The sequence below is a fragment of the Dactylosporangium sp. McL0621 genome, assembly GCF_049995355.1.
In the GTDB taxonomy this organism is placed as follows: Bacteria; Actinomycetota; Actinomycetes; order Mycobacteriales; family Micromonosporaceae; genus Dactylosporangium.
Genome location: NZ_CP188259.1, coordinates 1,035,827 through 1,060,074, shown reverse-complemented (window position 1 = coordinate 1,060,074; position 24,248 = coordinate 1,035,827). Strand labels below are relative to the sequence as shown.

Here is a 24,248-nt window from a genome sequence, read left to right as displayed (position 1 = left end):
GCCCTCAGGCGGCGTGCGCTCCGTTGCGGATGTGGGCCGGGACGGCGACCACCGCGGTGCCGTAGGCGCACAGCTCCACCCACGTGTTCGTAACGTCCCGGTGGTCGAAGCGCATGCCGACGATGGCGTTGGCGCCCCGGTTCTCGGCCGCCTGCACCATCTGCCCCACCGCCCGGGCGCGGGTCTGCACCAGAAACTGCGACATGTCCCCCCCGGGCCCGCCCTCGGTCGAGCGCAGCCCGACCGCGAACGGGTTACGGGACGTGGCGACCACGCCGATCACCTCGCCGAGCACGGCGGTGATGTCGTAACCGGCAAGCCCTTCGGTCGTTACTACCAGCACGAAATCGATGGTATGCAGGTATATACCCCCTACGGGGCGATCTGGGCGAATCATCCGATATCTGACCCGATTCGGCCGCCGGGTGGAGGGCTCCCCATCCGACGGCCGGTCGTAACCCCGTCACCCCGGAAATCAGCCCTGGCTCACCTGCGCGGACGGGCGCACCTCGATGCCGGCCGCGAAGCGCAGCAGCACGTCCGTCGGCAGCGCGGCCCGCGGGCCGATCTGCAGCAGCAGCGAGCGGCCGCCCTCGACCGGGACCTGGAGGAACTGCCCCTCCGACGTCGTGGTGAGCCACCCCCGGCGGTCGCCAACGGTCACCGCGACGGTCTCCGGGCCGGCCAGCTTCGGCTCCGCCCCCGCCGCCTCGTCCAGCTGTACGGCGATCTTGTCCACGAACGACTCGTCGGCCGCGACCCCGGGCGGGGCGAACGTCACCACCGCGTAGCTGATGTTGTCGACGGTCCAGCCGCCCGGCATCACCTTGAACGAGAACGGCGCCTCGGCCTTGACCCCTCCGGGCGTGAATGCGCCGGCGTACGCGCTCAGCAGCGGCAACGCCACCGCCGGGTCGGCGTCGACGCGGAGCCAGGTGCGCGCCGCCGGGTGCCAGACGAGCGAGAGGCGCCGGCCCGTGTCCGGGCTCGCCGGGTCGTCGTCGGACCACGACCACTCGTACACCGTCGCCGCCTGCCCTCCGACCTTCGCCGGGCTCGCCTGCGCCTTCGAGGTCGGCCTCGCGGGCTCGGACTCGTAGGCCTTCACCGTCATCGGCGCGCCGGTCGGCAGGCTCTGCAGCAGCGTCGGGCGGCCGCCGGCCAGCATGACCACCGGGGTGCCGTACCCGTCGCCGGTCGGGGCCGAGAACGGGAACACCACGGACCCCGGCACCGTCGCCGGCACGAGCGTGGCGGGCGCCGGGGCGCCGGCGGGCGTGGCGGAGCCGGCGGGCCACGGTACCGACGCGACGGGCGACGGCGGGGCCGCGACCGGCTCGGGCGCCGGGGCGCCGCGCAGGGCGAAGGGCACCGCGGCGCCGATCGCGACCAGGGCGGCCGCGCCCGAGGCGAGGGTGGCCAGCCGGGCCCGGCGGCCGCGGCGGGCCGACTCGGTGGTGACGGTGGTGAGCATCGACACGCCGGGCGGGGCGTCCCCGGCGAACTGGTGCAGGGCGTTGCGAAGCCGGTCCGCGACCTCGTCGTCGTTCATGATCTGCCTCCCGGCGTGGGGGCGGCGTCCCGGTCGTTCGCCAGGGCCGCCCGAAGCTTTTTCAGTGCGTGGAACGCGTGTACTCGAACGGTGGACTCGGCGCACCCGAGGAGCCGGGCGATCTCGGCGTCCGGCAGGTCCTCGTAGTAGCGCAGGACGACGACGGCGCGCGGCGAACGGGGCAGCGTACGCAGCAGGGCCCACATCGCGTCGGTCTCGGCCACCCGGGCCGCCGCGTCGGCCGTCGCGAGCTCGGGGATGTCGGCGACGGGTCGTTCGGCGAACGAACGGCGGCGGCGCCAGGAGAGGTACTGCCGCAGCATCGTCTTGCGCACGTAGGGCTCGGGCCCCTCCGCCCCCACGATGCCGGACCAGCGGCGATGGGCCCGCACGAGCGCCTCCTGCACGAGGTCCTCGGCGAGGTGCCGGTCCCCGGTGAGCAGGTAGGCGAAGCGCAGCAGGGCCTGCGACCGCCCGAGCACGAACTCGGTGAACTCGACCTGCACGGACACCCTCCCCCGCCACGGCTCCACCCACGTAGACGAGGGATCACGGCCGTGGCGTTTACGGGTCCCGCGGAGTCGGGTCGTCGTACTGCCCGGAACGCCCCGAGTACTCCCGCCCGTCCGCGATCGGCCAGGCGTTGGCGACGCAGCCGTGCAGGCCGAGCGTCTGCTGCTGCATGACCGGCGCGGGCCGGCCGGGGCCGGGGCACAGCTCGTGGCCGTGGTACAGCCGGTGCCCGGTCTCGTGGTTGATCACGTACTGCCGGTAGGTCACCAGGTCGGAGCCGTAGTCCGGCACCCCGCGCACCCAGCGCGCCACGTTGATCACGACGCTGTTGCCGTTGCGGCAGCTGGTGTACCGGTCGTAGGAGCTGCCGCACAGCCGGTCCCGCGTCGCCGGGGTGGCGAGGTAGATCGTGAAGTCGTAGCGATCCCCGGCCGCGGCCCGGCCCAGCCGCCACTTGCCGGTGCCGGGCCAGCTGCGCGGGTCGGCGAAGACGGCCTCGACCGCCTCGGCGAACCCGGCGGCGGAGATGCCGGTGATGTCGCGTTCGACGGCGATGCGGTACGTCAGCAGCTGTCCCGCGGTACCGATGACGGGACCTCCGGCCGCGGCGATCTCATAGGCGCCACCGCCCTGCGCGGGATAGCCGATCTCGGGCACCCGGGCGGCGTGCCCCGCCACGGGCGGCGGCGAGGCCGGCGACGGCGCGGAGGCGGCCGGGGCGGGGGGCGGGGCGGAGTAGGACGGGGGTGCGGAGCACGCGGCCAGCGCGAACACCGCACCCACGAGGCGAAGAACCTTCACACGGAGACAGACGGGGCCGGCACCCCCTCCTGTTTAGGCGCACGGCACTCGTGTTCCAGGCGGGCCAGGGCCGCCGGCACCGGCAGCACCTCGACCGCGCCGCCCCGGGAGCGCAGCGAGACGGTGCCCGCCGCCACCTCGTTCGCCCCGAGCACGGCCACGAAGGGCACCTTGCGCCGGGCGGCGTCGCGGATGCGGGCCGAGAGGCTGCCGGCGTACGACTCCTCGATGCGCAGCCCGAGCGCCCGCGCGCGATCGGCGAACCCGCGCACGTCGGCGTCGCCGACCGCCAGCACCTCCAGCTGTACCGGCGCGAACCACGCCGGAAAGGCGCCGTCGTGGACCTCGATCAGCTGCGCGAAGAGCCGCTCCATGCTGCCGGCGGCGCTGCGGTGCACCATCACCGGCCGCTTCCGGGCCCCGTCCGCGTCCACATAGGACAGCTCGAAGCGGCGCGGCATGTAGTAGTCGACCTGGACGGTGGCGAGGGTGCTCTCCCGGCCGGCGTGGTCGAGCAGCTGGATGTCGATCTTCGGCCCGTAGAAGGCGGCCTCGCCCGGCCCGTCGACGTAGTCCACGCCCGCGGCCGCCAGCGCCCGGCGCAGCACCTCGGTCCCGCGCCGCCACATCTCGGGGTCGTCGACGTACTTCGGCCCGTCGCCGCGCAGCGACAGCCGCCACGACGACGGCGCGAAGCCGAGCGCCGCGTGCGCCTCCCGCATCACCCGCAGCGCCGCGACCACCTCGGCCTCGACCTGGTCCTCGGCGCAGAAGACGTGCCCGTCGTTGAGCGATATCGCGCGTACCCGCGACAGCCCGCCCAGCACCCCGGAGCGCTCGGCGCGGTACTGCCCGCCGATCTCGCCGATGCGCAGCGGCAGCTCGCGGTAGGAGCGCCCGCGCGCGGCGAACACCGCGATGTGGTGCGGGCACAGGCTCGGCCGCAGCACGAGGGCGTTGCCGGCGTCGAGCTCCATCGGCGGGAACATGTCGTCGGCGTAGTGCGGCAGGTGCCCGGACCGGTAATACATCTCGGCCTTGGCCAGCAGCGGGGAGTACACGTGCTGGTAGCCGTGCCGGCGTTCCAGGTCGAGCAGGTAGTCCTCGACGGCGCGGCGGGCCGCGGCGCCCCGGGGCAGCCAGAGCGGCAGCCCGGCGCCGACGAGCGGGTCGGAGTGGAACAGCTCGAGCTCGCGGCCGAGCTTGCGGTGGTCCTGCATGACGAACTCCTCAAGTGTTCGGAGCGTCGCCTCGGGCCCATGAAAAAGCTCCGGAGCGCATCGCTCCGGAGCCGGCTGAAATGGTCGATCAGCGCCGCCGGGCGATTCCCGGCGTCGTCGTGAACAGTGCGCTGCGACTCATGGCACCGAGAATAGCGCGGCGCGCGGCGAACGGGCCGGGTATAAATGCCCGGTGCCCGAAGGTCACACCATCCACCGACTGGCCGAGCGGCACCGCAAGCTGTTCGCGGGCCGCCCGGTCGCCGTCGCCAGCCCGCAGGGCCGCTTCGCCGCGGACGCCGGGCGCGTCGACGGCCACGTGCTGCAGGACACGTCCGCGCACGGCAAGCACCTGTTCCACCACTACGCGAACGGCGAGACGGTGCACGTGCACCTCGGGCTGTACGGCAAGTTCACCGACGGTTCCGGCCCGCCGCCCGCTCCCGTCGGCGAGGTGCGCATGCGCCTGGTGAACGGCGAGCACTGGCTCGACCTGCGCGGCCCGGCCGCCTGCGAACGGCTCGATCCGGCCCGCCTGGACGCCCTGCACGCCCGCCTCGGCCCCGACCCGCTCGACGACGAGAGCGACGGCGGCCCGGCGTACGACATCATCCGCACCTCCGGCCGGCCGCTCATGGCGCTGCTCATGGACCAGTCGGTGGTGGCCGGCGCCGGGCTCATCTACGTGACCGAGTCGCTGTTCCGGGCCGGCCTGCCGCCGACGACCCCGGGCACGAAGCTGAGCCGCCGAAAATGGAACGCCATCTGGCAGGACCTGCGAACCCTGATGCGCGCGGGCGTGGCCGAGGGCCGCATCGACACCGTCCACAGTGCCCACACGCCGTCGGCGATGGGCCGCGCGCCGAGGGTGGACCGCCACGGCGGCGAGGTGTACGTGTACCGCCGTACCGGCCGGCCGTGCCTGGTGTGCGGCTCCCCCGTGCGCACCGCCGTGCTCAACGCGCGCAACGCGTACTGGTGCCCACGCTGCCAGCGGGCCCGCTGATGGTCGCTTCGGTCGAGATGTACCTGGACGAACGCGCGTCCCGGCGGGTCCGTGTGCTCTGGGACCAGCTGGAGGAGATGGGCGTGCAGTCGCTGCGCACCCCGCACGACGGCCGCCACCGCCCGCACGTGACCCTCGCGGTGGCGCGGCAGCTCGACCCGGACGCGGTGGCTTCGGCGCTGGCGGGCACCCGGGTCGCCGAGCCGCTGCGGCTGAACTTCCAGTACGCGGGCGTGTTCGTGGGTCGCGTGGTCTTCCTCGGGCCGGCCCCGACCCCTGAGCTGGTCGCGCACCAGGCGCGCATTCACGGGTTGCTGAGCGCGGCGGGGATGGCGTCACTGCCGCTGTACGAACCGGGCGCATGGGTACCCCACTCAACGGTCTCGATGCGCGTGCCGCGCCCCCTGCTCACGGATGCGCTGCGCCGCTGCCTGGAGTCCTTGCCGATCGAGGCCACGGTGACCCGCGCGGCGGTGGCCGACTACGCGCGGGACATCTTCCACGAGATTCCGTGAGTCCCGACTCCCTTGAACAGCAGCCACCCGCCCGCGATCACCTCGAAGAAGAAGGCCGGCAGGTACTGGATCATCACGCCCCCGGCGGCGTCCCCGGCCCCGGCCCCGGTCCCGGAAAGAACGATCGTGGCGAGGTTGCCGGCCGCCATCACGGCATAGGCCAGAACCCCCCAGGCGGACAGGGCGCGGGGAATGTAGTTCGACCGGAACAACAGATAGGCGAACACGCCGTTTCCCAGCGCGAGAAAGACCAGCCCGAGGTTGAAACCCGCGGCATGCGCGCCGACGTACGTGTTCGCCAACGCCTGGAGCTGGTCCGGGCCGAGCGCTCCGGCATTGCCGGCCCCATTGAGAACCGACGATGCCGCGAGGAAACTGAGCCCGTTCACGGCCATGATCGTCGACTGCGCCGTTCGCCACAGCAGGGCGAGCAGGGCAAGGCCCGGATTCACCTTCTTGAGCAGCACGTAGAAGGCCACGGCCATCACGATGTCGGCGGCGAAAATGAGAACATCGGCGGCGATGGCGATGCGGAACAAACGCTCCGACGCCACGATGTTGCGGGCCGTCGCGGCGGCATCGCCGGCCACGATGATCCGGCCGGGCACATAGGCCTGCGAGAAGAATCCGGCCGCCATCAGGAGCAGTAGCACGAATCCGGCCACTCGGGCCGCGGTGCGCTGAGAACTGTCGATCGTCATGGCACGATCCTGCGGCGGGGGCGGCGGTGGCGTATCCGGCCACGGGCCGGAGCCGCGCCAACCAATAGTCGGGGACGATGCCGTACTTTGGTCGGGAGAAACGACGGCGGCCGCCCGTGATGGGCACGGGCGGCCGCCGTCTCACGTGGTTACACCTTGGTGCAGGTCGTTCCGTTCAGGGTGAACTGGGCCGGCACCGCGTTGGTCCCGCTGTACGCCCCCTGGAACCCGAACTGCGCATTGCCGCCCCCCGCAATGGTGGCGTTGTACGACATGTTGACCGCGGTCACCGCCGAGCCCGACTGCGTGACCGTCGCGTTCCAGGCGTTGCTCACCGTCTGGTTCCCCCCGAACGTCCACTTCAGGGTCCAGCCGGTGATCGGGGCCGTACCGGCGTTCGTCACCGTCACGTTCGCCGTGAAGCCGCTGCCCCAGTCGTTGAGGCTGTACCCGACCCGGCAGCCGGGGCCCGAAGAGGGTGAGGACGAAGCGGACGGGGAGGCCGACCGCGAGGCCGATGCCGACGGGGAGGCCGACCGGGAGGCCGACGCCGACGGGCTGGTCGAGATCGGGGGGTTGCCGCCGCTCTTCGACACCATGAACGCCGAGTGCGCCTTGAACACCGACATCTCCGGTGCGCCGTGCTTGACGCTGTAGTTGTCGCCGCCCGCCTGGGCGTCCGGGTTCCACCAGAAGGCGCTGCCGTCCGCGTCCTGGGTCTGCAGGTCGTTGAAGATGGACGTCCACCAGGTACTGCGGTCCACGCCCATGGTGTTGAACTCGCCCAGGAAGAACGGCTTGCCGACCACCGCGTGCGAGTCGGACAGCCAGGCGTTGATGAGCGTGATCGTCTGGGCCAGGGTGAGGTTGGCCCAGCCCTCGTTCGGGTACGGGTGCGCCGAGGTGAAGTCGATGTACGGCGACTGCTGGATGGCGACGAACGGGTTGCCCTCGTCGCCGCCGAAGCCGTACTTCGTGCCGTGGCCCTCCAGGCCGGCGTCGACCATGTGGTTGCCGTCGATGCCCTTGATGTAGGAGGCCATGGTGTCGACCCACTTGCGCAGCGTCGTGCCGTTGACGTTCTCCGCGGCGCCCTGGCCCTCGTACCGCGGCTCGTTCATCAGTTCCCACGCGAACACCGCCGGATCGTCCTTGTACTTGACGCCCGTGTAGTGGTTGGTGCGGTTGAGCGCGTACGACACATAGTTCTTGTACTGCGTGAAGCAGCCCGGGCACGCGGTCTCGTTGAAGAACCGCCAGCGGTTGGCCTGGCCGGTCGGCAGGCCCTCCCACGACAGGCGCGTGTCGATGCCGCCGTAGGCCTCCCAGTAGTTCTCGAAGACCGGGATCACCCGGATGTTGTGCTGGGCGGCCGAGTAGAGGATGTAGTCGAACTCGGCGAACTGCTGGTCGCTGTAGACGCCCTTGCTGGGCTCGAAGCCGTGCCACGTCTCGTGGTCGAACATCCACGTGCGCAGGACCGTGACCCCGTCGGCGGCCATCTCGGCCATGTGGTTGTCGATGCGGGCCTTGTCCATCCACTGGGTCTCGGTGTCGCCGTAGCTGCCGCCGTAGGTGAAGGTGTCGTAGACGTTGGTGCCGGCGAAGTAGTACGTGTGGCCGCCCAGGCAGAAGTGGATGCCGCAGCGGCTGACGAAGCCGGCGGTGGCGGCGGACGCCTGGACAAGAGGCAACGCGACCGCCGCGGCGAGCACGGCGGCACAGGCCGCGACGACGAGCGCGTACCGGCGCCGGCCGGCCCGCGCGAAACGGGACTGAAGCATGGGGGTGCGCCTCCTGGCGTGGGCCTACTGAACCGCTTCAGTAGGCCCCGCCGGGCGACCGGCGTCAACGCGCGGCCGAAACAAGGCGCGCCGCCCGGCGCTGGAGCTGAAAGTTACGTCAGTCCTCGTCGTGCTGCATGAGCTGGCGGGCGGCCTCGGAGATCGAGCCCGAGATCGACGGGTAGATCGTGATCGTGTGGGCGAGCTGGTCGACGCTCAGGTGGTTCTCCACCGCCATCGCGATCGGCATGATCAGCTCGCTCGCCTTCGGGGCGACCACGACGCCGCCGACCACGAGGCCCGAGGCCGGGCGGCAGAAGATCTTCACGAAGCCGTCGTCGAGGCCGTCCATCTTGGCCCGGGCGTTGCCGGCCAGGGGCAGCATCACCGCGCGGGCCGGCACCTTGCCGCTGTCGATGTCGGACTGGGTGATGCCCACCGACGCCAGCTCCGGGTCGGTGAACACGTTCGCGGCGACCGTGCGCAGCTTCAGCGGGGCCACCGCCTCGCCCAGCGCGTGCCACATCGCGATGCGGCCCTGCATCGCCGCGACGCTGGCCAGCGGGAGCAGGCCGGTGCAATCGCCGGCCGCGTAGATGCCGGGCACATTGGTGCGCGAGACCCGGTCCACCGTCACGTACCCGCCCGCGGCGACCTCCACGCCGTACTCGGGCAGGCCGAGGGCGGCCGTCTGCGGTACCGAACCCACGCACATCAGCACGTGGGAGCCCGCGACGACCCGGCCGTCGGCGAGCTCGACCTCGACCCCGTCGGCGGTGCGGCGCGCGGCCGACGCGCGGGAGTTGTTGAGGATCGTCATGCCGCGGGTGCGGAAGACCCGCTCGATCGCCATGGCGGCGTCGGGGTCCTCGTGCGGCATGACGCGGTCGCGGCTGGAGACGAGGGTGACGTCGACGCCCATGGCCAGGTACGCCGAGGCGAATTCGGCCCCGGTCACACCCGAGCCGACCACGATGAGCTTCTCGGGGAGCGCCGGCAGGTCGTACACCTGCCGCCAGTCGAGGATCCGCTCGCCGTCCGGCGCCGCGGACGCGAGCACCCGCGGGGTCGCGCCGGTGGCGATCAGCACCGTGGAGGCGGCGATCACATACGGAGCGTCACCGTCGGCCGGCGTCACCCGGACCGCGTGAGTGTGACCCAGCGTGTCCTCACCGAGGCTCGCTGTGCCCGTGACGAACTCCACACCGGCCTTGACCAGCTTGGCGTGGATGTCGCCGGACTGCGCGTGGGCAAGGCGCTTGACCCGCTGGTGTACCGCGGGCCCGTCCACCCGCACGTCCGGCCCGGCAGGGCCGATCACCCCGAACGCCTCGGTGTCCAGATGCGCGGTGACCACGGAGGAGCTGGCGATGAAGGTCTTGCTGGGCACGCAGTCGTGCAGCACGCAGGCGCCGCCGGCCCCCTCGGCCTCGACGATCGTCACCTGCGCGTCCAGCTGCGCGGCGACCAGGGCCGCCTCGTAGCCCGCCGGGCCCCCTCCGATGATCACGATCCGGCCCACGCCAGCCACCCCTCCTCGGCTTTCCTGCTCGTATTCTCCCTCGCCGCACCGGCCGGCCCGCGGCGGGCCACCCGGTCGGCCCATGCCGCGCCGACGAGTGGATCCGAATCCGACACGCTCTGCAGTATTCACTCGTACGCCCGGTCGGGTTTATCGTCATCGCCGTGCGTCATTACGCCGCGTATGGCTCGAACCTGGACCCTGCCCGCATGCGGGCCTACTGTCCGTATTCACCGATGATCGGGACCGGCTGGCTCGAGGGCTGGCGCCTGACCTTCGCCGGGGAGGACGTCCTCGGCTGGGAGGGCTCGGTCACCACGATCGTCGAGGCGTCGCCGGGCGACCGGGTCTTCGTCGCGCTGTACGACGTGCACCCCAACGACGAGAAGCAGCTCGACGAGGTCGAGGGGGCGCTGGCGGGCACGTACCGCAAGCTCCACCTGCGCGTGGCCACCCTGGACGGCGAGGAGACCGCCTGGGTCTACGTGTTCAACGGCTACGAGGGCGGGCTGCCCACCGCGTGGTACCTCGCCGAGATCGCCAACGCCGCGGCCAAGGCCGGCGCGCCGGCCGACTACCTCGAGTCCCTGCGCGCGCACCCGACCAAGACGGCGATGCCCTAGGGGTTGTATCGAAGTGGATGGCCGGGCTGCGGCGGACTCAGGCGTCGCCTCGCTCCGACCCCCACTTCGACACAGCCCCTAGCCCGTCCGCTCGTACATGTCCGCGGCGAACGCCACAGTCATGCCCGCGCTCATGTACAGGTGGTACGCCCCGGTCGGGTTGGTGAGGTCGACGCCCAGCCCGGCCGTCGTGCGGCCCTTCGCCGCGTAGATGGCGAAGGCCGCCCGCAGCAGCGCGCCGCCGATCCCGGCCCCGCGGTGCCCGCGCAGCACGGCGAGGTTCTTCACCCAGCCCTCGCCCCGCTCGACGCCCTGGTCCGCGGACTGCAGCACGCCCACGATCGCCCCGTCCGCCTCGGCCACGAGCCACTCGTCCCGGCTCACCGACGGCAGGGCGGCCAGCGCGGCCAGCCAGTCCGGGTAGGACGTCGCCACGAAGTCGGGCGCGTCGGCAAAAGCCGTCTGCAGTACCTCGTGAAAGCGCGGCAGCTCCTCCTCGCGCACGGCCCGCACGCCGAAGCCGGGCTCGGGCGGCCGCTCGTCGCCCGTCAGCACCCGGGTCATGCGGGCGTGACGCTTGCGGAAGACGAACCCGCGGGCGGTCAGCGCCTCGACGTAGGCGGTCTCGCTCGGCACGACCCCGGCGCGCACGATCCGCGGGCCGCGCTCGGCGATCCGGGCCAGGGCCAGGTCGAGCAGCGGCCCGAACGCGGGCCGGCCCGCCGTCGGCACCGCGTAGACCTCGACGTTGTCGCGCTCGCCGCGTTCGGGGTTGTCGACGTACGCCCAGGCCAGCGCGGTCCCGTCCGGCCCGAACGCCAGCCAGGCGTCGACGGCCGGGTCCAGATGCGGGGCCGTGAGGGTCGCGACCACCTCGTCCTCGGTCCAGTCGGGTTCGCCGACGGACGCGAGGTCGCTCGCCGTGGTGATGGACAGGACCGTCGCCACGTCGCGCAGCGAGCAGCCGCGCACCGTCCACCCGGAAAGCCCCGGAAGCTCCATGGGACAGACGCTAACCGGGCAACGCCTCTTTGACCGACTGCACCGCCGCCTCCAGCAGGTTCACCAGTTCGATGCGCTCGGCCGGGGACAGGGACTTGAACGCCTCCCCCGCGATCCGGTCCGTCAGCGCCTCGGCCCAGCTGCGCCGGCGGACCAGGGGCTCGAACGGCGGGAACGGCGGCTGCCAGCCGAACGCGGTCGCCTCGGCCTCTCCGTCCGGGCCGGAGACGATCGCCTCCAGCGGGGTGAGGCCGCTGGCCCGGATCGCCAGCAGGTGGGCGGCGCCGCGGTGCTCGCGCAGCAGGTGGGCCAGGACGGCGGCGCGGGCGCCCGGCGAGTCGTCCGGCAGCGGCATGGCGCGCCAGGCGGCGAAGAGCGGCATGCCCGCGGTCTCGGCGCTGACCACCACCCGCTCGGCCAGCTCGACGAGCTTGGGCAGCGCATAGAAGCTCTCGAGGTGCTCGCGGCCCCAGCGGCAGCACTCGTCGAGGTTGTCGGCGGCGATCTGCTCCGGCGGGGCGACCTTGCGGGCCGCGTCCCAGCCGTCCTGCACCGCCTCCGGGGCGATGAAGCCCAGGGCCGCGGCGACCGTGTCGGCGCGCACGTCACCCAGGGCGCCGCCGCGGCCGGCCACGTAGAAGGCCCAGCCGGTGAGGCCGATCTGACGCGCGCGGCGCATGGTCTTGGGGTCGTCGCTGAAGGCGCCGCCCAGCACCAGCACCGCCTGCTTCGCCGCGGCGGCCGCCTGCTCGGGAGTCACCCGGGTCATTCTGCCCTCCCGCACGGATCACGGTGAAGGCACTCGTTCGAGGACTACCCATGTGCGCGAACGGACGAACGGTTCGTCTCGATGGATTACCCCAGGTCGGTGAGGGCGTCCTGGGCGATCCGCACCCGCTTCTCGGCCTGTTTGACGGCCTTCTCGGCGGCGGCGACGGCCCGTTCGGCCTCGGCCTTGGCGTTCTCGGCGTCGGCGACCTGCTGCAGGGCGGTCATGAGCTCCTTTCGCGCCTGCTTGACCAGCCGGGCGTGCTCCTCCTCGGCCCGGCGCCGCTCCTCCTCGCGCCGCCGCGCCTCGGCCCGCCGCTCCTTCTCGCTCTCGTCCGGGGCCGAGCGGATCGGCGTGACCGCGGCCGCGGGCGGGGCGCCGCCGCCCTGCACCAGGCGCAGGTTGGGGCGGGGGGTCTCACCGAAGCCGGTGTACTCCAGCGCCTTGGTGAGCCGCCCCGCGCGCACCTCGGCCGCCGCGTCGGTGTCGGCGAGCGCGGCGGCGAACGTCGCCTCCACCTCGGTCACGGGGAGGTTCCCGCCCGGGCCGCGCCCGGCCAGTCGTACCGCCTCCCGGGCCAGGGCCGCGACCGTGCTGCGGCGGCGCACCGAGAGCTCCCGCAGGTCGGCGCCGCGCAGCTCGCGCTGGGCGGCGCGCAGCTGCTCGGCCAGCTCCAGCAGCTCCGCGACGAGGTCGGGCCGCTCGTGGGCGAGCCGGTTGACGAGCCAGGCCGCGACGGTGGGCTTGCGCAGCTTGCCGATCGCCCCGGCCAGCGCGGTGTCGCGGGCCGAGCGGGCCTTGGCGACCGCCTCGCCGCGCAGCGCGATGAAGTCCTCCGGCGGTGCGGAGTACAGCCGGGCCACCACTGCGGCGAGGGCATCTGCCATAGGGCGAGGTTAGATGGTCTGGCCGGGTTCCAGGCGCGTGTAGTGCGTGCCGGACAGGCGCGTCATGTGGCCGGTGACCATCTGCTGGCCGGCGTCCACCAGCAGGCTGTCGTGCAGGGCGAAGGCGCGCTCCGGCTTGACCGCCCGCGCGAAGTCGATCGACTCGGCCAGCTTCAGCCACGGCGCCGAGACGGGCACGAAGAGCGTCGCGATCTCCTCGTCGGGCACGTGGAACGAGTCGCCCGGGTGGTAGATCGGGCCGCTGGGCGCGTCGATGACGAAGCCGACGTTGACGATCTGCGGGATGTCGGGGTGGATGACCGCGTGTCGCCCGCCGTGCGCGCGCACGGTCATCCCGGCCGCGACGAAGATGTCACCCGGGTTGACCGCGAAGACGTCGGCGTCGAGGTCGGTCAGCTGCGCCTCGACGTCGGGGTGGGTGTGCACGGTCAGCTCGGGCTGGGCCGCCGCCGCGGCGCGCAGCTTGTCGAGGTCCACGTGGTCCATGTGCTCGTGGGTGATGAGCACGGCGTCGGCGCCCTCGAGGGCCTCCGACTCGCTGAAGACCCCGGGGTCGATCACCAGCACCCCGCCGCTGTGCTCGAGACGAAGACAGGCGTGCGTGTACTTCGTGATGCGCATCCGGTGACCTCCTCGTGGCGGAACTGTGACCCGGGCGGGCGGAACGGCGGCGGCCCGGCCCGCGTCGGACCGGCACTACCTTCACCGGACCCTACCCAGGAGGCGTCATGTCAGTCAGGCGCACGACCGCGTTCCTCGCGGCCGCCGGCGCGTTGGTCCTCGCGCTGAGCGGGTGCGGCTCCGATTCGGGCGACGCACCGAGCAGCAGCAGCAACAAGGAGGCCGCCGGGCCCGCCGTGGCGCCGGGGCAGGAGAACGCCGCGGGGGCCGCCGCCGACTCCGCCAAGGACCAGGGCCAGGGCCAGGGCCAGGGCCAGGGCCAGGGCCAGCAGAAGATCCCCGACAACCTCGACGCCACCAACCGGTCGATCATCTACTCGGGCACCATGACGGTGCAGGTCAAGGACGTCAACGCCGCGGCCACGCAGGCGATCGCGTTCGCCACGGGGGCGGGCGGGTTCGTCGGCGGCGACAACCGGCACATCGACGGGCAGAGCTCGACCGCGACCATCACGCTGCGGGTGCCGGCCGCCAAGTTCCAGGACACCCTCGACCAGCTCAAGGGCATCGGCGACGAGAAGAACCGGCAGGTCTCCGCGCAGGACGTCACCGACCAGGTCGTCGACGTCGAGTCGCGGATCATCACGGCGCAGGCCAGCGTCGACCGCATCCGGGCGCTGCTGGCCAAGGCGCAGACGATCGGCGAGATCACGTCGGTGGAGGCGGAGCTGTCCCGGCGCGAGGCCGACCTCGAGTCGCTGCAGGCCCGCAAGCGCAAGCTGGACGGGCTGACCGCGCTGTCCACCATCACGCTGGTGCTGCAGGGCCCCGAGGCGCCCGCGGTGTCCGAAGAGGACACCGGGATCCTGGTCGGTCTGCGGCACGGCTGGGACGCGTTCGTCGCGTCGCTGCGGGTGGCGCTGACCGTCGTCGGCTGGCTGCTGCCGTGGCTGGTCTTCATCGGCCTGCCGATCTGGCTGGTGGTGTGGCTCCTCAAGCGGTACCGCCGAAGCCACCCGCTGCCCGTCCGGCCGCCGCTCGCCGTCCCGGCCGGCGCGGGCCCTATGTATCCGCCGCCGATGCCGCCGCACCCTCGGCCGATGCCGCCGATGCCGGCCCCGGTCCAGCGTCCCCCCGCGGCGGCGGAGGCGCCGCAGCGGGAGGCGCCGCAGCAGGAGGCGCCGCAGCGGGAGGCGCCGCAGCGGGAGGCGCCGAAGCAGGCGGCACCGGAGATGGCGACGAAGGCGTCGAAGGACGGCGAGGAGCCAGATCCGCCACGAGAGCCCTGACCACCGCACCGAACTCCGGCCGCAGCTGGTAGCCGGAGTGGCCGTCGACCTTGGGGTACACCGTGTCGCCGGGCGGGATCGCGAAGCCCGGCGGATCGACGAGGCGCACGTCGCGCGCAGCCGGCGACTGCACGGGCCCGCCGATCGGATCGGTGTCCCGCCAGAGGTTGACCCAACGGGGGGTGTGCTGACCCGGCTCCGGCTCTGGCTCCACCGGAGCTCCGGGCCGGGTCAGCACCGCGCCCACCTCGGCGAGCACGTCGTCGCCGAGGTACGCGGGGAAGAACCGGGCGTACAACCGGCGCAACGGTGAGCCGTAGGTCAGCAGGGCCGTGCGCGCCTGCGCCTCCGGCGGCATCTGCAGCACCGTCGCGGCCACGAGCACGCTGCCCTGGCTGTGCCCGGAGAGGATCACGCCGCCCTGCTCGGCGGCGAGCCAGGAGCCGCGCCGGGCCAGCTCCGGCACCACGCGCTCGGCGTAGCAGGGCGGGGCGAGCGGGTGCGCGGCGCGGGGCCAGAACGTGCCCAGGTCCCACAGCACGCCGACGATCCGCCGGAAGCGCTGGTACCGGTAGGCCAGCACGCCGATGAGCACGAGCGCGAACGCGGAGAAGCCGATGAGGTACGTCCCGAGGTTGACCGCGAACGAGATGACCTCGGCGCCGGTCGAGCCGGACGGGAACAGGCTGATCGGGCGGCGCGCGGCGATCGCGAAGCCGGTCGCGGCCACGGCGGCCAGCGCCGCGGGGATGAACACCCACACGAGCATCCGTCCGATGTGGTCGGTGACGAGCGCGTCGGCGACGGCGCGGTCGACGTGCCCGGCCCGGGCCGCGTCCCGCTCGCGCCCGCCGCGGAAGTCGGCGTCGGTGACGACGCGGGCGTACCGCCGCAGCCGCCGCACCAGCGGGAGCCCGCCGGCCACCGCGACGATCACGGTGAGCAGGAGCAGCAGCACGAACCCGGCCGCGGCCCACTCGTAGGCCGGCGGCGGCTGCAGCGGCTGCCAGGCGGCGTAGTCGGCCGAGGAGGGGCGCGCACGGCGGTCGAGGAAGTCGGCGGCCCGGTAGGCCAGGCCGGCGGAGAACGCGACCGCGACGCCGAGCCCGGCGCTGGCGATGAGGGGCCCGGCCAGGCCCTGCAGGAACGTGCCGTGCGGGCGGCTGGCCAGCACCACGGCGCCGAGCACGAGCAGGAGCACGACCTGCGCCGCGAACAGCCCGGTGATGGTGCCGCCGAGCACCGGCAGCCGGCCGCCGGCCGTCCACGGGTCGCGGGGCAGCAGCGCGTAGCCCAGCACGAGCACGGTCAGGCCGACGGCGGCGTGGCTCAGCAGCCGGGTGCCCGGCCGGGCCCAGCGCGCCGGGTTGTCGCGGTCGACGACGGCGCGCACGGCCACCGCGACGAAACACAGCACGAGGATGAGCGCGGTCAGCGCGGCGAGCACCAGGCCGGGCCCGCGCCAGCCGTGCGGGAGCAGGTTGCTCAGCAGGATCGCGTCCAGCGTCGCGAACGCGAAGGCGATGTGCAGGGAGCGGAGCCGGCCGACGAGCGGCTTGCCGTTCCAGAAGCACGGGTGGGCCAGCCCGTCGCCGTCGCCCTCGGTCTGGGCGGGGAAGGCCTCGTACCGCGCCCAGGTCCGCCGCCCCAGGAACCACAGGAACGCGATGGCCAGCACCGGCCCGAGCGCGGCGAGCGCCATCCGCCGGCCGGTGGTGGCGAAGAACCCGTCGGCGAAGAGCGCGAGGTAGCCGCGCCCCTCGAGACAGCGGGGCAGGCTCGCGCACTGCCAGCCGACCAGGTCGACCGCGACCTCGGTGAACGACAGCACGAAGGAGCCGGTCATCGACAGGGCGTAGACGCGCACCAGGGCGCGGATCGCGGCCCGCGGGCCCGGCCGGGTGGCCGGGCGCAGCCACAGCGCGACGTTGGCGAACATGAACGGCAGCAGCAACAGCCACAGCGCCCGGGCGGCGGCCCCGGCGGTGAGGTTGCCCCAGCGGTACGCCTCCAGCGTGGCGCCGCCGGGGCCGGTGATCGCGCCGTACTCGGCGCGCGGGCGGAAGAAGCCCGCATCGGTGTCCCCGGCGACCCGGCGCAGCAGCGGCCGGTCCAGCACGTCCTCGGCCGGGGAGCCGGTGACGCCGTGCACGCGCAGCTCAGTGACCACGCCTCGGTTTACCAGACATGGACAGTCTTAGAAAGGACGCTCAGAACGCGCCGGCGCTCAGCGCGGCCAATGCCGTGTGGACCATGATCCGCACGCCGTGGCCGATCGCCCGCTCGTCGACGTCGAAGGCCGACTGGTGGATGTCGAACTTCGTCTCCGATCCGGGGATGCCGGTGCCGAGCCGGATCATCGAGCCGGGCACGTTCTCCAGGTAGAAGGCGAAGTCCTCGCCGCCCATGCTGATCTCGGCCTCGACCACGCGGTCGGGGCCCAGGGCGGCGCCGGCCGCGCCCGCGATGATCGCGGTGGCGAGCCGGTCGTTGACCACGGGCGGAACGCCGCGGGTGTACGTCACCTCGACGTCGGCCCCGGTGGGCGCGATGACGTCGTGGACGAGCTTGGTGACCAGCTCCGGCAGGTCGCGCCAGGCCTCGCGGCTGAGCACGCGGATCGTGCCGCGGGCCATGCCCTCGATCGGGATGGCGTTGGCGGCCTCGCCGGCCCGCACCGCGCCCCACACCATCGACACCCCGGCCCGCGCGTCGAGCTTGCGGTCCAGCAGCGACGGCACGTCGACCAGGATGCGGCCGAGCGCGTGCACGAGGTCGGCGGTCAGGTGCGGGCGGGCGGTGTGCCCGCCGCGGCCGCTGAGCCGGACCTCGATCTTGTCGGCGGCCGCGGTGAACGGCCCGGAGCGCACGCCGACCAGGCCGACGGGCAGCTGGGGCGCGCAGTGCAGGGCGAAGATCGCGGCGACCTCGTCGAGCGCGCCGGCCGCGATGACCTCGGGCGCGCCGCCCGGCATGGTCTCCTCGGCCGGCTGGAACAGCAGCCGGACCCGGCCGGGCAGCTCGCCGCGCTCGGCCAGCTGGGCCAGCGCGAGGCCGACGCCGAGCAGGATCGTGGTGTGCACGTCGTGGCCGCAGGCGTGGCAGACGTTGTCGACGGTCGAGCGGTACGGCACGTCCTTGGTGTCCGGCAGCGGCAGCGCGTCGAGGTCGGCGCGCAGCGCGATGACGCTGTCGCCGCGGCCGATGTCGCACATCAGGCCGTTGCCCTTGGGCAGCAGGCGGGGCGAGAGCCCGGCGCGGGTGAGCTCGCGGGCGATCAGTGCCGCGGTCTCGAACTCCTGGCCGGACAGCTCCGGGTGGGCGTGGATGTGACGACGGATCGCTACGAGCTCGGCACCGCGGGACGCAAGCCAGCGGTCGAGCTGTCCGGGCAGCGGATCGGCTCCGGGTGGGGTCTCGGGCCAGCCCTCGGACAGCCGCTCGGCCCTCGACGACGTCAACCTGCCAACCGGGCGCGCCGCCGTGGCGGCGGTCTCGGTCAGCGTCAGCGCTCTCGTCACGGTGAGTTCTCTATTTCGGTCTAAAGGAGCGGCCCGCCCCATGCGTGCCATGGACAGACTAACCGGGTCAAGGTGACGGAGCGCAACATCATTCTCGTGATGCCGGAATAGCTGAGCGTCACTTAACCGCTGCTAAAGGCGCCGAACAGCAGGCGCCACCTCACCCCCTCTAACGCGTGACCGGCGCCACGGTCACGCGGCGTCGCGAGAAGTTTTTCGCGACGATGCCGTGAGTTGCGTCGCCACTGTTCAACACACAGTGACGGAAGACGTCGCAGGGTGGCATGACCCCGGAACCCGGCGACGCACCCCTCGTCCGACTATCGGCCGGCGGAGTTCAGAATCCAGGAAAGCCGAGTCGCCGACGTTCCCGAATGGTTTCCGTCACCTGCTAGACGCTTCATCCGTCTGTTCAGGTTCCCCGGATGAACGAATTCAATCCTGCAACCGTCCGCAGGGCTACATGGCCAGTACGGTCCGTTGTCTTCGGGTCACGGTACGGTGAAGGACCGGACCCCACCTTTCGTCGGCGGCCAAGAACACGCAAGATAGTGGGGCGAGAAGTCAACCTCCCCTCTCCCCATGACGGTTAACTGCCTGTGACTCAGCTTCCGACGTGGCATGGCGAGCCCCTGCCACCCACCGGTGCTCTGGCCTCGGCCGGAGCCGGGCGCGAACCTGCGCGCGGCTCCGACTCCACCTCCAACGGACCCGCCTCGCCACGCGAGCCCGGCTCGACCGCTCCCCCGGTTCCGGGGCAGCGCGCCGCGCCCGGTGTGGTGATCGGCGGGCGCTACGCCCTGCGCACCGCCATCGGTCACGGCGGCATGGGCACCGTCTGGCGCGCCAGCGACACGCTGCTGCGCCGCGACGTGGCGGTCAAGGAGGTGATCCTCCCGCCCGGCCTCGCCCCGAGCGACCGCGACTCGATGTACCAGCGGACCCTGCGCGAGGCCCGTGCGGCCGCCGCGCTCTCCCACCCCGCGGTGGTACAGGTGTACGACGTCGTGACCGAGGCCGGACGCCCCTGGATCGTCATGGAGCTGCTCCAGGCGCGCAGCCTCGCCGAGATGATCGTCGAGGACGGCCCGCTCGCGGCCCGGGCGGTCGCCAAGATCGGCATCGCGCTGCTCGGCGCGCTCGAGGTGGCCCACGCCGCCGGGGTGCTGCACCGCGACGTCAAGCCGGCCAACGTGCTCATCTGCGGCGACGGCCGGTGCGTGCTCACCGACTTCGGCGTGGCCCGCATGCCCACCGACAGCGAGCTCACGACGCCCGGCATGGTGCTGGGCTCGCCGCACTTCATCTCGCCCGAGCGCGCCATCGGGGCCAAGTTCGGGCCCCCGAGCGACCTGTTCTCGCTCGGCGTCACGCTGTACACCGCCGTCGAGGGCCGGCCGCCGTTCGACAAGCGCGACCCGTTCGAGACCATGCGGGCCGTCGTCGAGGAGCCGCCGGCGCAGTCGATGCGCGCCGGGCCGCTGGCCGGGGTGCTCTACGGGCTGCTGGAGAAGGACCCGGCCCGCCGCTGGAACGTCGAGACGGCCCGGGCCGTCCTGCGCGACCTGCTCGCGGGCCCGCTGGCCAGCAACGCGCCGGCGCACATGACCGACCCCTACGCGGTGGTCCGCCCGGCCCACCAGCCGACGATGGTCCACCCGCAGCAGCCGAGCGGCCAGATCGGCGGGCGGGCCATGATGGCGCCCGGCGAGACGGTCAGCGGGGCGCTGCGGCGGATGAGCTCGGGCGCGCCCGCCCAGGCCGGCCCGCACGAGGTCGAGCTGGAGCGCACCGGCGCCGAGACGTACAACGCCTACGGGCCCGAGTACGCCCAGGACGACTGGGCCCAGGGCCCGACCACGTCCACCCCGCCCGGCTCCGGCCGGACCTTCGGCGGTGGCGCGAGCGGGCTCACCGCGCGGGTCAAGGCCGCCCCGAGCTGGATGAAGGCGGGGGTCGCGGCCGCGGTCGTGCTCGTGCTGTTCCTCGGCATCGGCGCCGCGGCTGGGCTGTTCTCCGGCGACGGCGGCGACAAGGGCGGGGCGCCCAGCGCCCGCGGCTCCAGCGCCCCGGCCGGCCCGTCGTTCGAGGTGGAGCCGTTCATCCATCCGGGCGGCATCACGGTCAGCGTGCCGAAGGGCTGGACGAAGAAGCAGCAGGGCACCGCCGCCGCGCCGTACTTCGACATCACCGACCCGACCGACGCCAACCGCCGCATCCGGGTCAACATCGAGAAGGCCTCGGCCAGCCCGCAGGCGTTCCTGGAGTCGGCCGAGAAGCGGCTGCAGACCACGCCCAGCAGCTGCGAGACGCCGTACAGCCGGGTCGGCCTCAACGCCGGCAAGCTCGACGGGCAGACGTCGGCGGTCCTGGAGTACACCTGCGGCTCCGGCGAGCACCTGCGCCACGCGCTGTGGGACGCGGTCGTGGTCAACGGCAAGGCCTACCACTTCTTCGTGACGGTGCCCGACGCCCGGTTCGCCGAGAGCAAGGCGATCTTCGAGCAGATGGTCGCCAGCTTCAAGCTCACTACGGCGACGACCGGGGGCTGAGCCGTGTTATGAAAGGCAGATGACCTCCCCCCTACGCTCGGTCGCCGAGGCCTGGCTCGCCGATGATCCCGACCCGGCGAGCCGGGACGAGCTGCAGGCCGTCCTCGACGACGACACCGAGCTGGCGGACCGGTTCGCGGGCCCGCTGCGCTTCGGCACCGCGGGCCTGCGCGGGCCGCTGCGGGCGGGTCCGAACGGGATGAACCTCGCGGTCGTGCGCGGCGCCGCGGCCGGCCTGGTGCGCTGGCTCGCCGCGCAGGGCCCTGCCTCCAGCGGGGGGCCCCATGCGCCCGACGAGCGTCCCCTGGTCATCGGGTACGACGCTCGGCACGGCTCGCACGCCTTCGCCGTCGAGACCGCCCGGGTCGCCACCGGCGCCGGCCGCCGCGCGCTGCTCATGCCCCGGCCCCTGCCGACCCCGGTGCTCGCCTTCGCCGTGCGCCACCTCGGGGCGGCCGCGGGGGTCATGGTCACCGCCAGCCACAACCCGCCGCAGGACAACGGCTACAAGGTGTACCTCGCCGACGGCGCCCAGCTCGTCCCGCCCGCCGACGCCGGGATCGAGCACGCGATCCGCGCGGTGGGCCCGCTCGCCGACGTGCCGCTCGGCCCGCCGGGCGAGGTCCTCGACGAGCGGATCGTGCGCGAGTACGTCGACGCCGCGCTCGGCGTCATCGACCCCGAGGTGCCGCGGGACCTGGCGGTCGCGTACACCCCGATGCACGGCGTCGGCCGGGAGGTCTTCGCGGCCACGCTCGCCGCGGCCGGCTACCCGGAGCCGTTCGTCGTCGCCGAGCAGGCCGAGCCCGACCCCGAGTTCCCGACCGTGGCCTTCCCCAACCCGGAGGAGCCCGGCGCCACCGACCTGCTGCTGGCGCTGGCCGCGCGGGAGGGCGCCGACATCGCCATCGCCAACGACCCCGACGCCGACCGGTGCGCGGTCGCCTACGCCGCCGGCGGGGTCTGGCGGCAGCTGCGGGGTGACGAGGTCGGGGTGCTGCTGGCCGACCACCTCATGCGCCGCGGGGTCCGGGGCCGCTACGCGACCACCATCGTCTCCTCCAGCCTCCTGTCCCGCCTGTGCGCGGACCGGGGGCTGCCCTACGGCGAGACGCTGACCGGCTTCAAGTGGATCGTGCGGGCCGGGGACGACCTGGTGTACGGCTACGAGGAGGCCCTCGGCTACTGCGTCGCCCCCGGGATGGTGCGCGACAAGGACGGCATCACCGCCGCGCTGCTGGTCTGCGAGCTCGCCGCCGGGCTCAAGGCCGAGCTGCGCACGCTGGGCGACCGGCTCGACGAACTGGCGCTGCGCTACGGGGTGCACGCCACCGACCAGCTCTCGGTGCGCGTCGAGGACCTCAACGAGATCGCGGAGATGATGGCCACGATCCGCTCCCGCCCGCCGGCCGAGCTGCTCGACGAGGCGGTGACGGCGGTCGAGGACCGGCTGCCCGAGTCCGACGTGCTCATCCTGCGCGCCGGCACCACCCGCGTCGTGGTCCGGCCCTCGGGGACGGAGCCGAAGCTGAAGGCGTACCTCGAGGTCGTCGAGCCCGTCGCCGGCGGCGACATCGCCGGGGCCCGGGAGCGCGCGTCCGCCGCGCTCGCCGCCCTGCGCACCCAGACCGCGGAGGCGCTCGGCCTATAGCGTCAACGTAAGGCCGGCCCCGTTCACCCGTTCAAGGGCGAGGCCGCCGTAATCCCTCGTTACGGCGACCTTTCTTAAGCAAGGTTTTAAGTTCAGGCGTCGCCGAAGCGGGGCATGCCGCCGAACTGGCGGTCGCCCGCGTCGCCCAGGCCCGGGACGATGAACATGTGCTCGTTGAGCCGCTCGTCGATCGCCGCGGTGACCAGGCGCATCGGCAGGCCGCTGTTGGCCAGCCGCTCGATGCCGGCCGGGGCGGCCAGCACGCACAGCACCGTGATGTCGGTCGCACCTCGGTCGACCAGCAGGCGCACGCAGTGCTCCAGCGAGCCGCCGGTGGCCAGCATCGGGTCGAGGACCAGCACCGGGATGCCGGACAGGTCGCGCGGCAGCGACTCCATGTAGGCGCGCGGCTCGTAGGTGTGCTCGTCGCGCGCCAGGCCCACGAACCCCATGGACGACTCCGGCAGCAGCCCCAGAGCGGCGTCGGACATGCCCAGCCCGGCCCGCAGCACCGGCACGAGCAGCGGCGGACGGGCCAGCCGGGTGCCCTCGGCGGTCGCGACCGGCGTCTTCACCGGGAACTGCTCGGTGGCGAACGAGCGTGCCGCCTCGTACACGAGCATCGTCGTGAGCTCGTGCAACGCGGCGCGGAACGCCCCGTTGTCGGTGCGTTCGTCGCGCATCGCGGTCAGTCGCGACTTGGCCAGGGGGTGATCCACCACGAGTACGTCCACGATGCGAGAGCCTAGTATTTTCACCATGAGCCTCACCGCCGAGGTCACGCCGCGTTCACAAGGCGCGCTGCGGACCTTCTTGCACGGCCTGCCGGGAGTCGACCAGGTCGGCGCCGAACAGCGCGCCGCGATGCTGGGCACCCGGTCGATCAAGACCACGGCCAAGGCCCAGGCCATCGACCTGGCGATCCGCATGGTCGACCTGACCACGCTGGAGGGCTCGGACACGCCGGGCAAGGTGCGCGCCCTGTGCGCCAAGGCGGTGCGCCCCGACCCGGCCGACGCGAGCTGCCCGAGCGCGGCGGCCATCTGCGTGTACCCCGCGATGATCGCCGGGGCCGCGGCGGCCCTGCGCGGCTCGAAGGTCCACCTGGCCAGCGTGGCCACCGCCTTCCCCTCCGGCCAGGCCCCGCTCGCGGTGAAGCTGGCCGACACGCGCGCCGCGGTCGCCGACGGCGCCGACGAGATCGACATGGTGATCTCCCGCGGCGCGTTCCTGTCCGGCCGCTACGCCGAGGTGCACGACGAGATCGCGGCGGTCAAGGAGGCCTGCGGCCCGGCCCACCTCAAGGTCATCCTCGAGACCGGGGAGCTGGCCACCCTCGACAACGTGCGCCGCGCCTCCTGGCTGGCGATGCTGGCCGGCGCCGACTTCATCAAGACCTCCACCGGCAAGATCCAGCCCGCCGCCACCCTGCCGGTGACGCTGGTGATGCTGGAGGCGGTGCGCGACTTCCGGGCCGAGACCGGGCGGGTCATCGGCGTGAAGCCCGCCGGGGGCATCCGGACCGCCAAGGACGCCATCAAGTACCTCGTGCTGGTCAACGAGACCGCAGGGCCCGACTGGCTGGACCCCGACCGGTTCCGCTTCGGCGCGTCCACGCTGCTCAACGACCTGCTCATGCAGCGCACCAAGCTCGCCACCGGCCACTACAGCGGCCCCGACTACTTCACCCTGGACTAG

20 protein-coding genes and 2 pseudogenes are annotated in these 24,248 nt (G+C 73.0%); 7 read left to right on the top strand and 15 right to left on the bottom strand.

Annotated features, from left to right (window positions below; all coding sequences use genetic code 11):
- Positions 1-4: 4 nt before the first annotated feature.
- The 5 genes and pseudogenes from ACPPVO_RS04935 to thrS form a co-directional block, all read right to left on the bottom strand.
- Positions 5-343, bottom strand: a complete 339-nt coding sequence (locus ACPPVO_RS04935) for a YbjQ family protein (protein WP_426510083.1) — start codon at positions 341-343, stop codon at positions 5-7.
- A 132-nt stretch (positions 344-475) separates the two neighbouring features.
- Entirely contained in the window at positions 476-1,552 is a 1,077-nt protein-coding gene (locus ACPPVO_RS04930) for a hypothetical protein (protein WP_426510082.1), read from the bottom strand.
- The gene (locus ACPPVO_RS04925; protein ID WP_426510081.1) at positions 1,549-2,058 is read right to left on the bottom strand and encodes a SigE family RNA polymerase sigma factor; all 510 of its coding nucleotides are present in this window, start codon (positions 2,056-2,058) and stop codon (positions 1,549-1,551) included. Before ACPPVO_RS04925 ends, ACPPVO_RS04930 begins: the two co-directional genes overlap by 4 nt.
- Before the next feature lie 58 nt (positions 2,059-2,116).
- Positions 2,117-2,848, bottom strand: coding sequence for a DUF3152 domain-containing protein (locus ACPPVO_RS04920; protein WP_426510080.1), 732 nt, complete (start codon positions 2,846-2,848; stop codon positions 2,117-2,119).
- A gap of 14 nt (positions 2,849-2,862) precedes the next feature.
- Positions 2,863-4,098: pseudogene (gene thrS / locus ACPPVO_RS04915) on the bottom strand (threonine--tRNA ligase); the annotation flags it as partial.
- Between the two features lie 181 nt (positions 4,099-4,279).
- Here thrS and ACPPVO_RS04910 point away from each other — a divergent pair.
- Together ACPPVO_RS04910 and ACPPVO_RS04905 are read left to right on the top strand one after the other, a co-directional pair.
- On the top strand, positions 4,280-5,092 hold the full coding sequence (locus ACPPVO_RS04910; RefSeq protein WP_426510079.1) for an Fpg/Nei family DNA glycosylase: 813 nt from the start codon (positions 4,280-4,282) through the stop codon (positions 5,090-5,092).
- Positions 5,065-5,607: a 2'-5' RNA ligase family protein gene (locus ACPPVO_RS04905; RefSeq protein WP_426510078.1), complete on the top strand. Its 543-nt coding sequence runs from the start codon at positions 5,065-5,067 to the stop codon at positions 5,605-5,607. The genes ACPPVO_RS04910 and ACPPVO_RS04905 overlap by 28 nt, the downstream gene beginning before the upstream one ends.
- On the opposite strand, the gene ACPPVO_RS04900 is transcribed toward ACPPVO_RS04905, so the two are convergent.
- The 3 genes from ACPPVO_RS04900 to ACPPVO_RS04890 all read right to left on the bottom strand — a co-directional run bounded on the left by ACPPVO_RS04900 (position 5,574) and on the right by ACPPVO_RS04890 (position 9,614).
- A complete protein-coding gene (locus tag ACPPVO_RS04900; RefSeq protein WP_426510077.1) occupies positions 5,574-6,308 on the bottom strand; it encodes a DUF4386 domain-containing protein in 735 nt (244 codons plus the stop codon). The genes ACPPVO_RS04905 and ACPPVO_RS04900 overlap by 34 nt on opposite strands.
- A 149-nt stretch (positions 6,309-6,457) precedes the next feature.
- On the bottom strand, positions 6,458-8,092 hold the full coding sequence (locus ACPPVO_RS04895; protein ID WP_426510076.1) for a cellulose binding domain-containing protein: 1,635 nt from the start codon (positions 8,090-8,092) through the stop codon (positions 6,458-6,460).
- Between the two features lie 118 nt (positions 8,093-8,210).
- On the bottom strand, positions 8,211-9,614 hold the full coding sequence (locus ACPPVO_RS04890; RefSeq protein ID WP_426510075.1) for an NAD(P)H-quinone dehydrogenase: 1,404 nt from the start codon (positions 9,612-9,614) through the stop codon (positions 8,211-8,213).
- Between the two features lie 164 nt (positions 9,615-9,778).
- Between ACPPVO_RS04890 and ACPPVO_RS04885 the strand changes: the two genes are divergently transcribed.
- Complete coding sequence (locus ACPPVO_RS04885) at positions 9,779-10,237, top strand: gamma-glutamylcyclotransferase family protein (protein WP_426510074.1); 459 nt, start codon at positions 9,779-9,781, stop codon at positions 10,235-10,237.
- Between the two features lie 78 nt (positions 10,238-10,315).
- Here the strand turns inward: ACPPVO_RS04885 and ACPPVO_RS04880 are convergent, their stop codons facing one another.
- From ACPPVO_RS04880 to ACPPVO_RS04865, 4 genes are all read right to left on the bottom strand, one after another.
- A complete protein-coding gene (locus ACPPVO_RS04880) occupies positions 10,316-11,239 on the bottom strand; it encodes a GNAT family N-acetyltransferase (RefSeq protein WP_426510073.1) in 924 nt (307 codons plus the stop codon).
- 10 nt (positions 11,240-11,249) lie between these two features.
- Positions 11,250-11,999, bottom strand: a complete 750-nt coding sequence (locus tag ACPPVO_RS04875) for an SCO6745 family protein (RefSeq protein ID WP_426510072.1) — start codon at positions 11,997-11,999, stop codon at positions 11,250-11,252.
- A 95-nt stretch (positions 12,000-12,094) separates the two neighbouring features.
- Positions 12,095-12,895, bottom strand: a complete 801-nt coding sequence (locus tag ACPPVO_RS04870) for a hypothetical protein (protein ID WP_426510071.1) — start codon at positions 12,893-12,895, stop codon at positions 12,095-12,097.
- Between the two features lie 9 nt (positions 12,896-12,904).
- Positions 12,905-13,537: an MBL fold metallo-hydrolase gene (locus ACPPVO_RS04865; RefSeq protein WP_426510070.1), complete on the bottom strand. Its 633-nt coding sequence runs from the start codon at positions 13,535-13,537 to the stop codon at positions 12,905-12,907.
- A 107-nt stretch (positions 13,538-13,644) separates the two neighbouring features.
- Here ACPPVO_RS04865 and ACPPVO_RS04860 point away from each other — a divergent pair.
- Positions 13,645-14,466 (top strand): annotated as a pseudogene (locus ACPPVO_RS04860) (DUF4349 domain-containing protein); the annotation flags it as partial.
- A gap of 133 nt (positions 14,467-14,599) precedes the next feature.
- Here ACPPVO_RS04860 and ACPPVO_RS04855 read toward each other — a convergent pair.
- Together ACPPVO_RS04855 and ACPPVO_RS04850 are read right to left on the bottom strand one after the other, a co-directional pair.
- Positions 14,600-16,996, bottom strand: coding sequence for a hypothetical protein (locus ACPPVO_RS04855; RefSeq protein ID WP_426510069.1), 2,397 nt, complete (start codon positions 16,994-16,996; stop codon positions 14,600-14,602).
- 40 nt (positions 16,997-17,036) lie between these two features.
- The gene (locus ACPPVO_RS04850; RefSeq protein WP_426510068.1) at positions 17,037-18,347 is read right to left on the bottom strand and encodes an amidohydrolase; all 1,311 of its coding nucleotides are present in this window, start codon (positions 18,345-18,347) and stop codon (positions 17,037-17,039) included.
- 599 nt (positions 18,348-18,946) lie between these two features.
- On the opposite strand from ACPPVO_RS04850, the gene ACPPVO_RS04845 reads away from it, so the two are divergent.
- Both ACPPVO_RS04845 and ACPPVO_RS04840 read left to right on the top strand, forming a co-directional pair.
- A complete protein-coding gene (locus ACPPVO_RS04845) occupies positions 18,947-20,899 on the top strand; it encodes a serine/threonine-protein kinase (protein ID WP_426510067.1) in 1,953 nt (650 codons plus the stop codon).
- 19 nt (positions 20,900-20,918) lie between these two features.
- Complete coding sequence (locus ACPPVO_RS04840) at positions 20,919-22,550, top strand: phospho-sugar mutase (RefSeq protein WP_426510066.1); 1,632 nt, start codon at positions 20,919-20,921, stop codon at positions 22,548-22,550.
- Positions 22,551-22,642: 92 nt separating this feature from the next.
- Here ACPPVO_RS04840 and upp read toward each other — a convergent pair whose 3' ends face one another.
- The gene (upp, locus tag ACPPVO_RS04835; RefSeq protein WP_360380058.1) at positions 22,643-23,284 is read right to left on the bottom strand and encodes a uracil phosphoribosyltransferase; all 642 of its coding nucleotides are present in this window, start codon (positions 23,282-23,284) and stop codon (positions 22,643-22,645) included.
- A 25-nt stretch (positions 23,285-23,309) separates the two neighbouring features.
- On the opposite strand from upp, the gene deoC reads away from it, so the two are divergent.
- Entirely contained in the window at positions 23,310-24,248 is a 939-nt protein-coding gene (gene deoC / locus ACPPVO_RS04830; RefSeq protein ID WP_360380061.1) for a deoxyribose-phosphate aldolase, read from the top strand.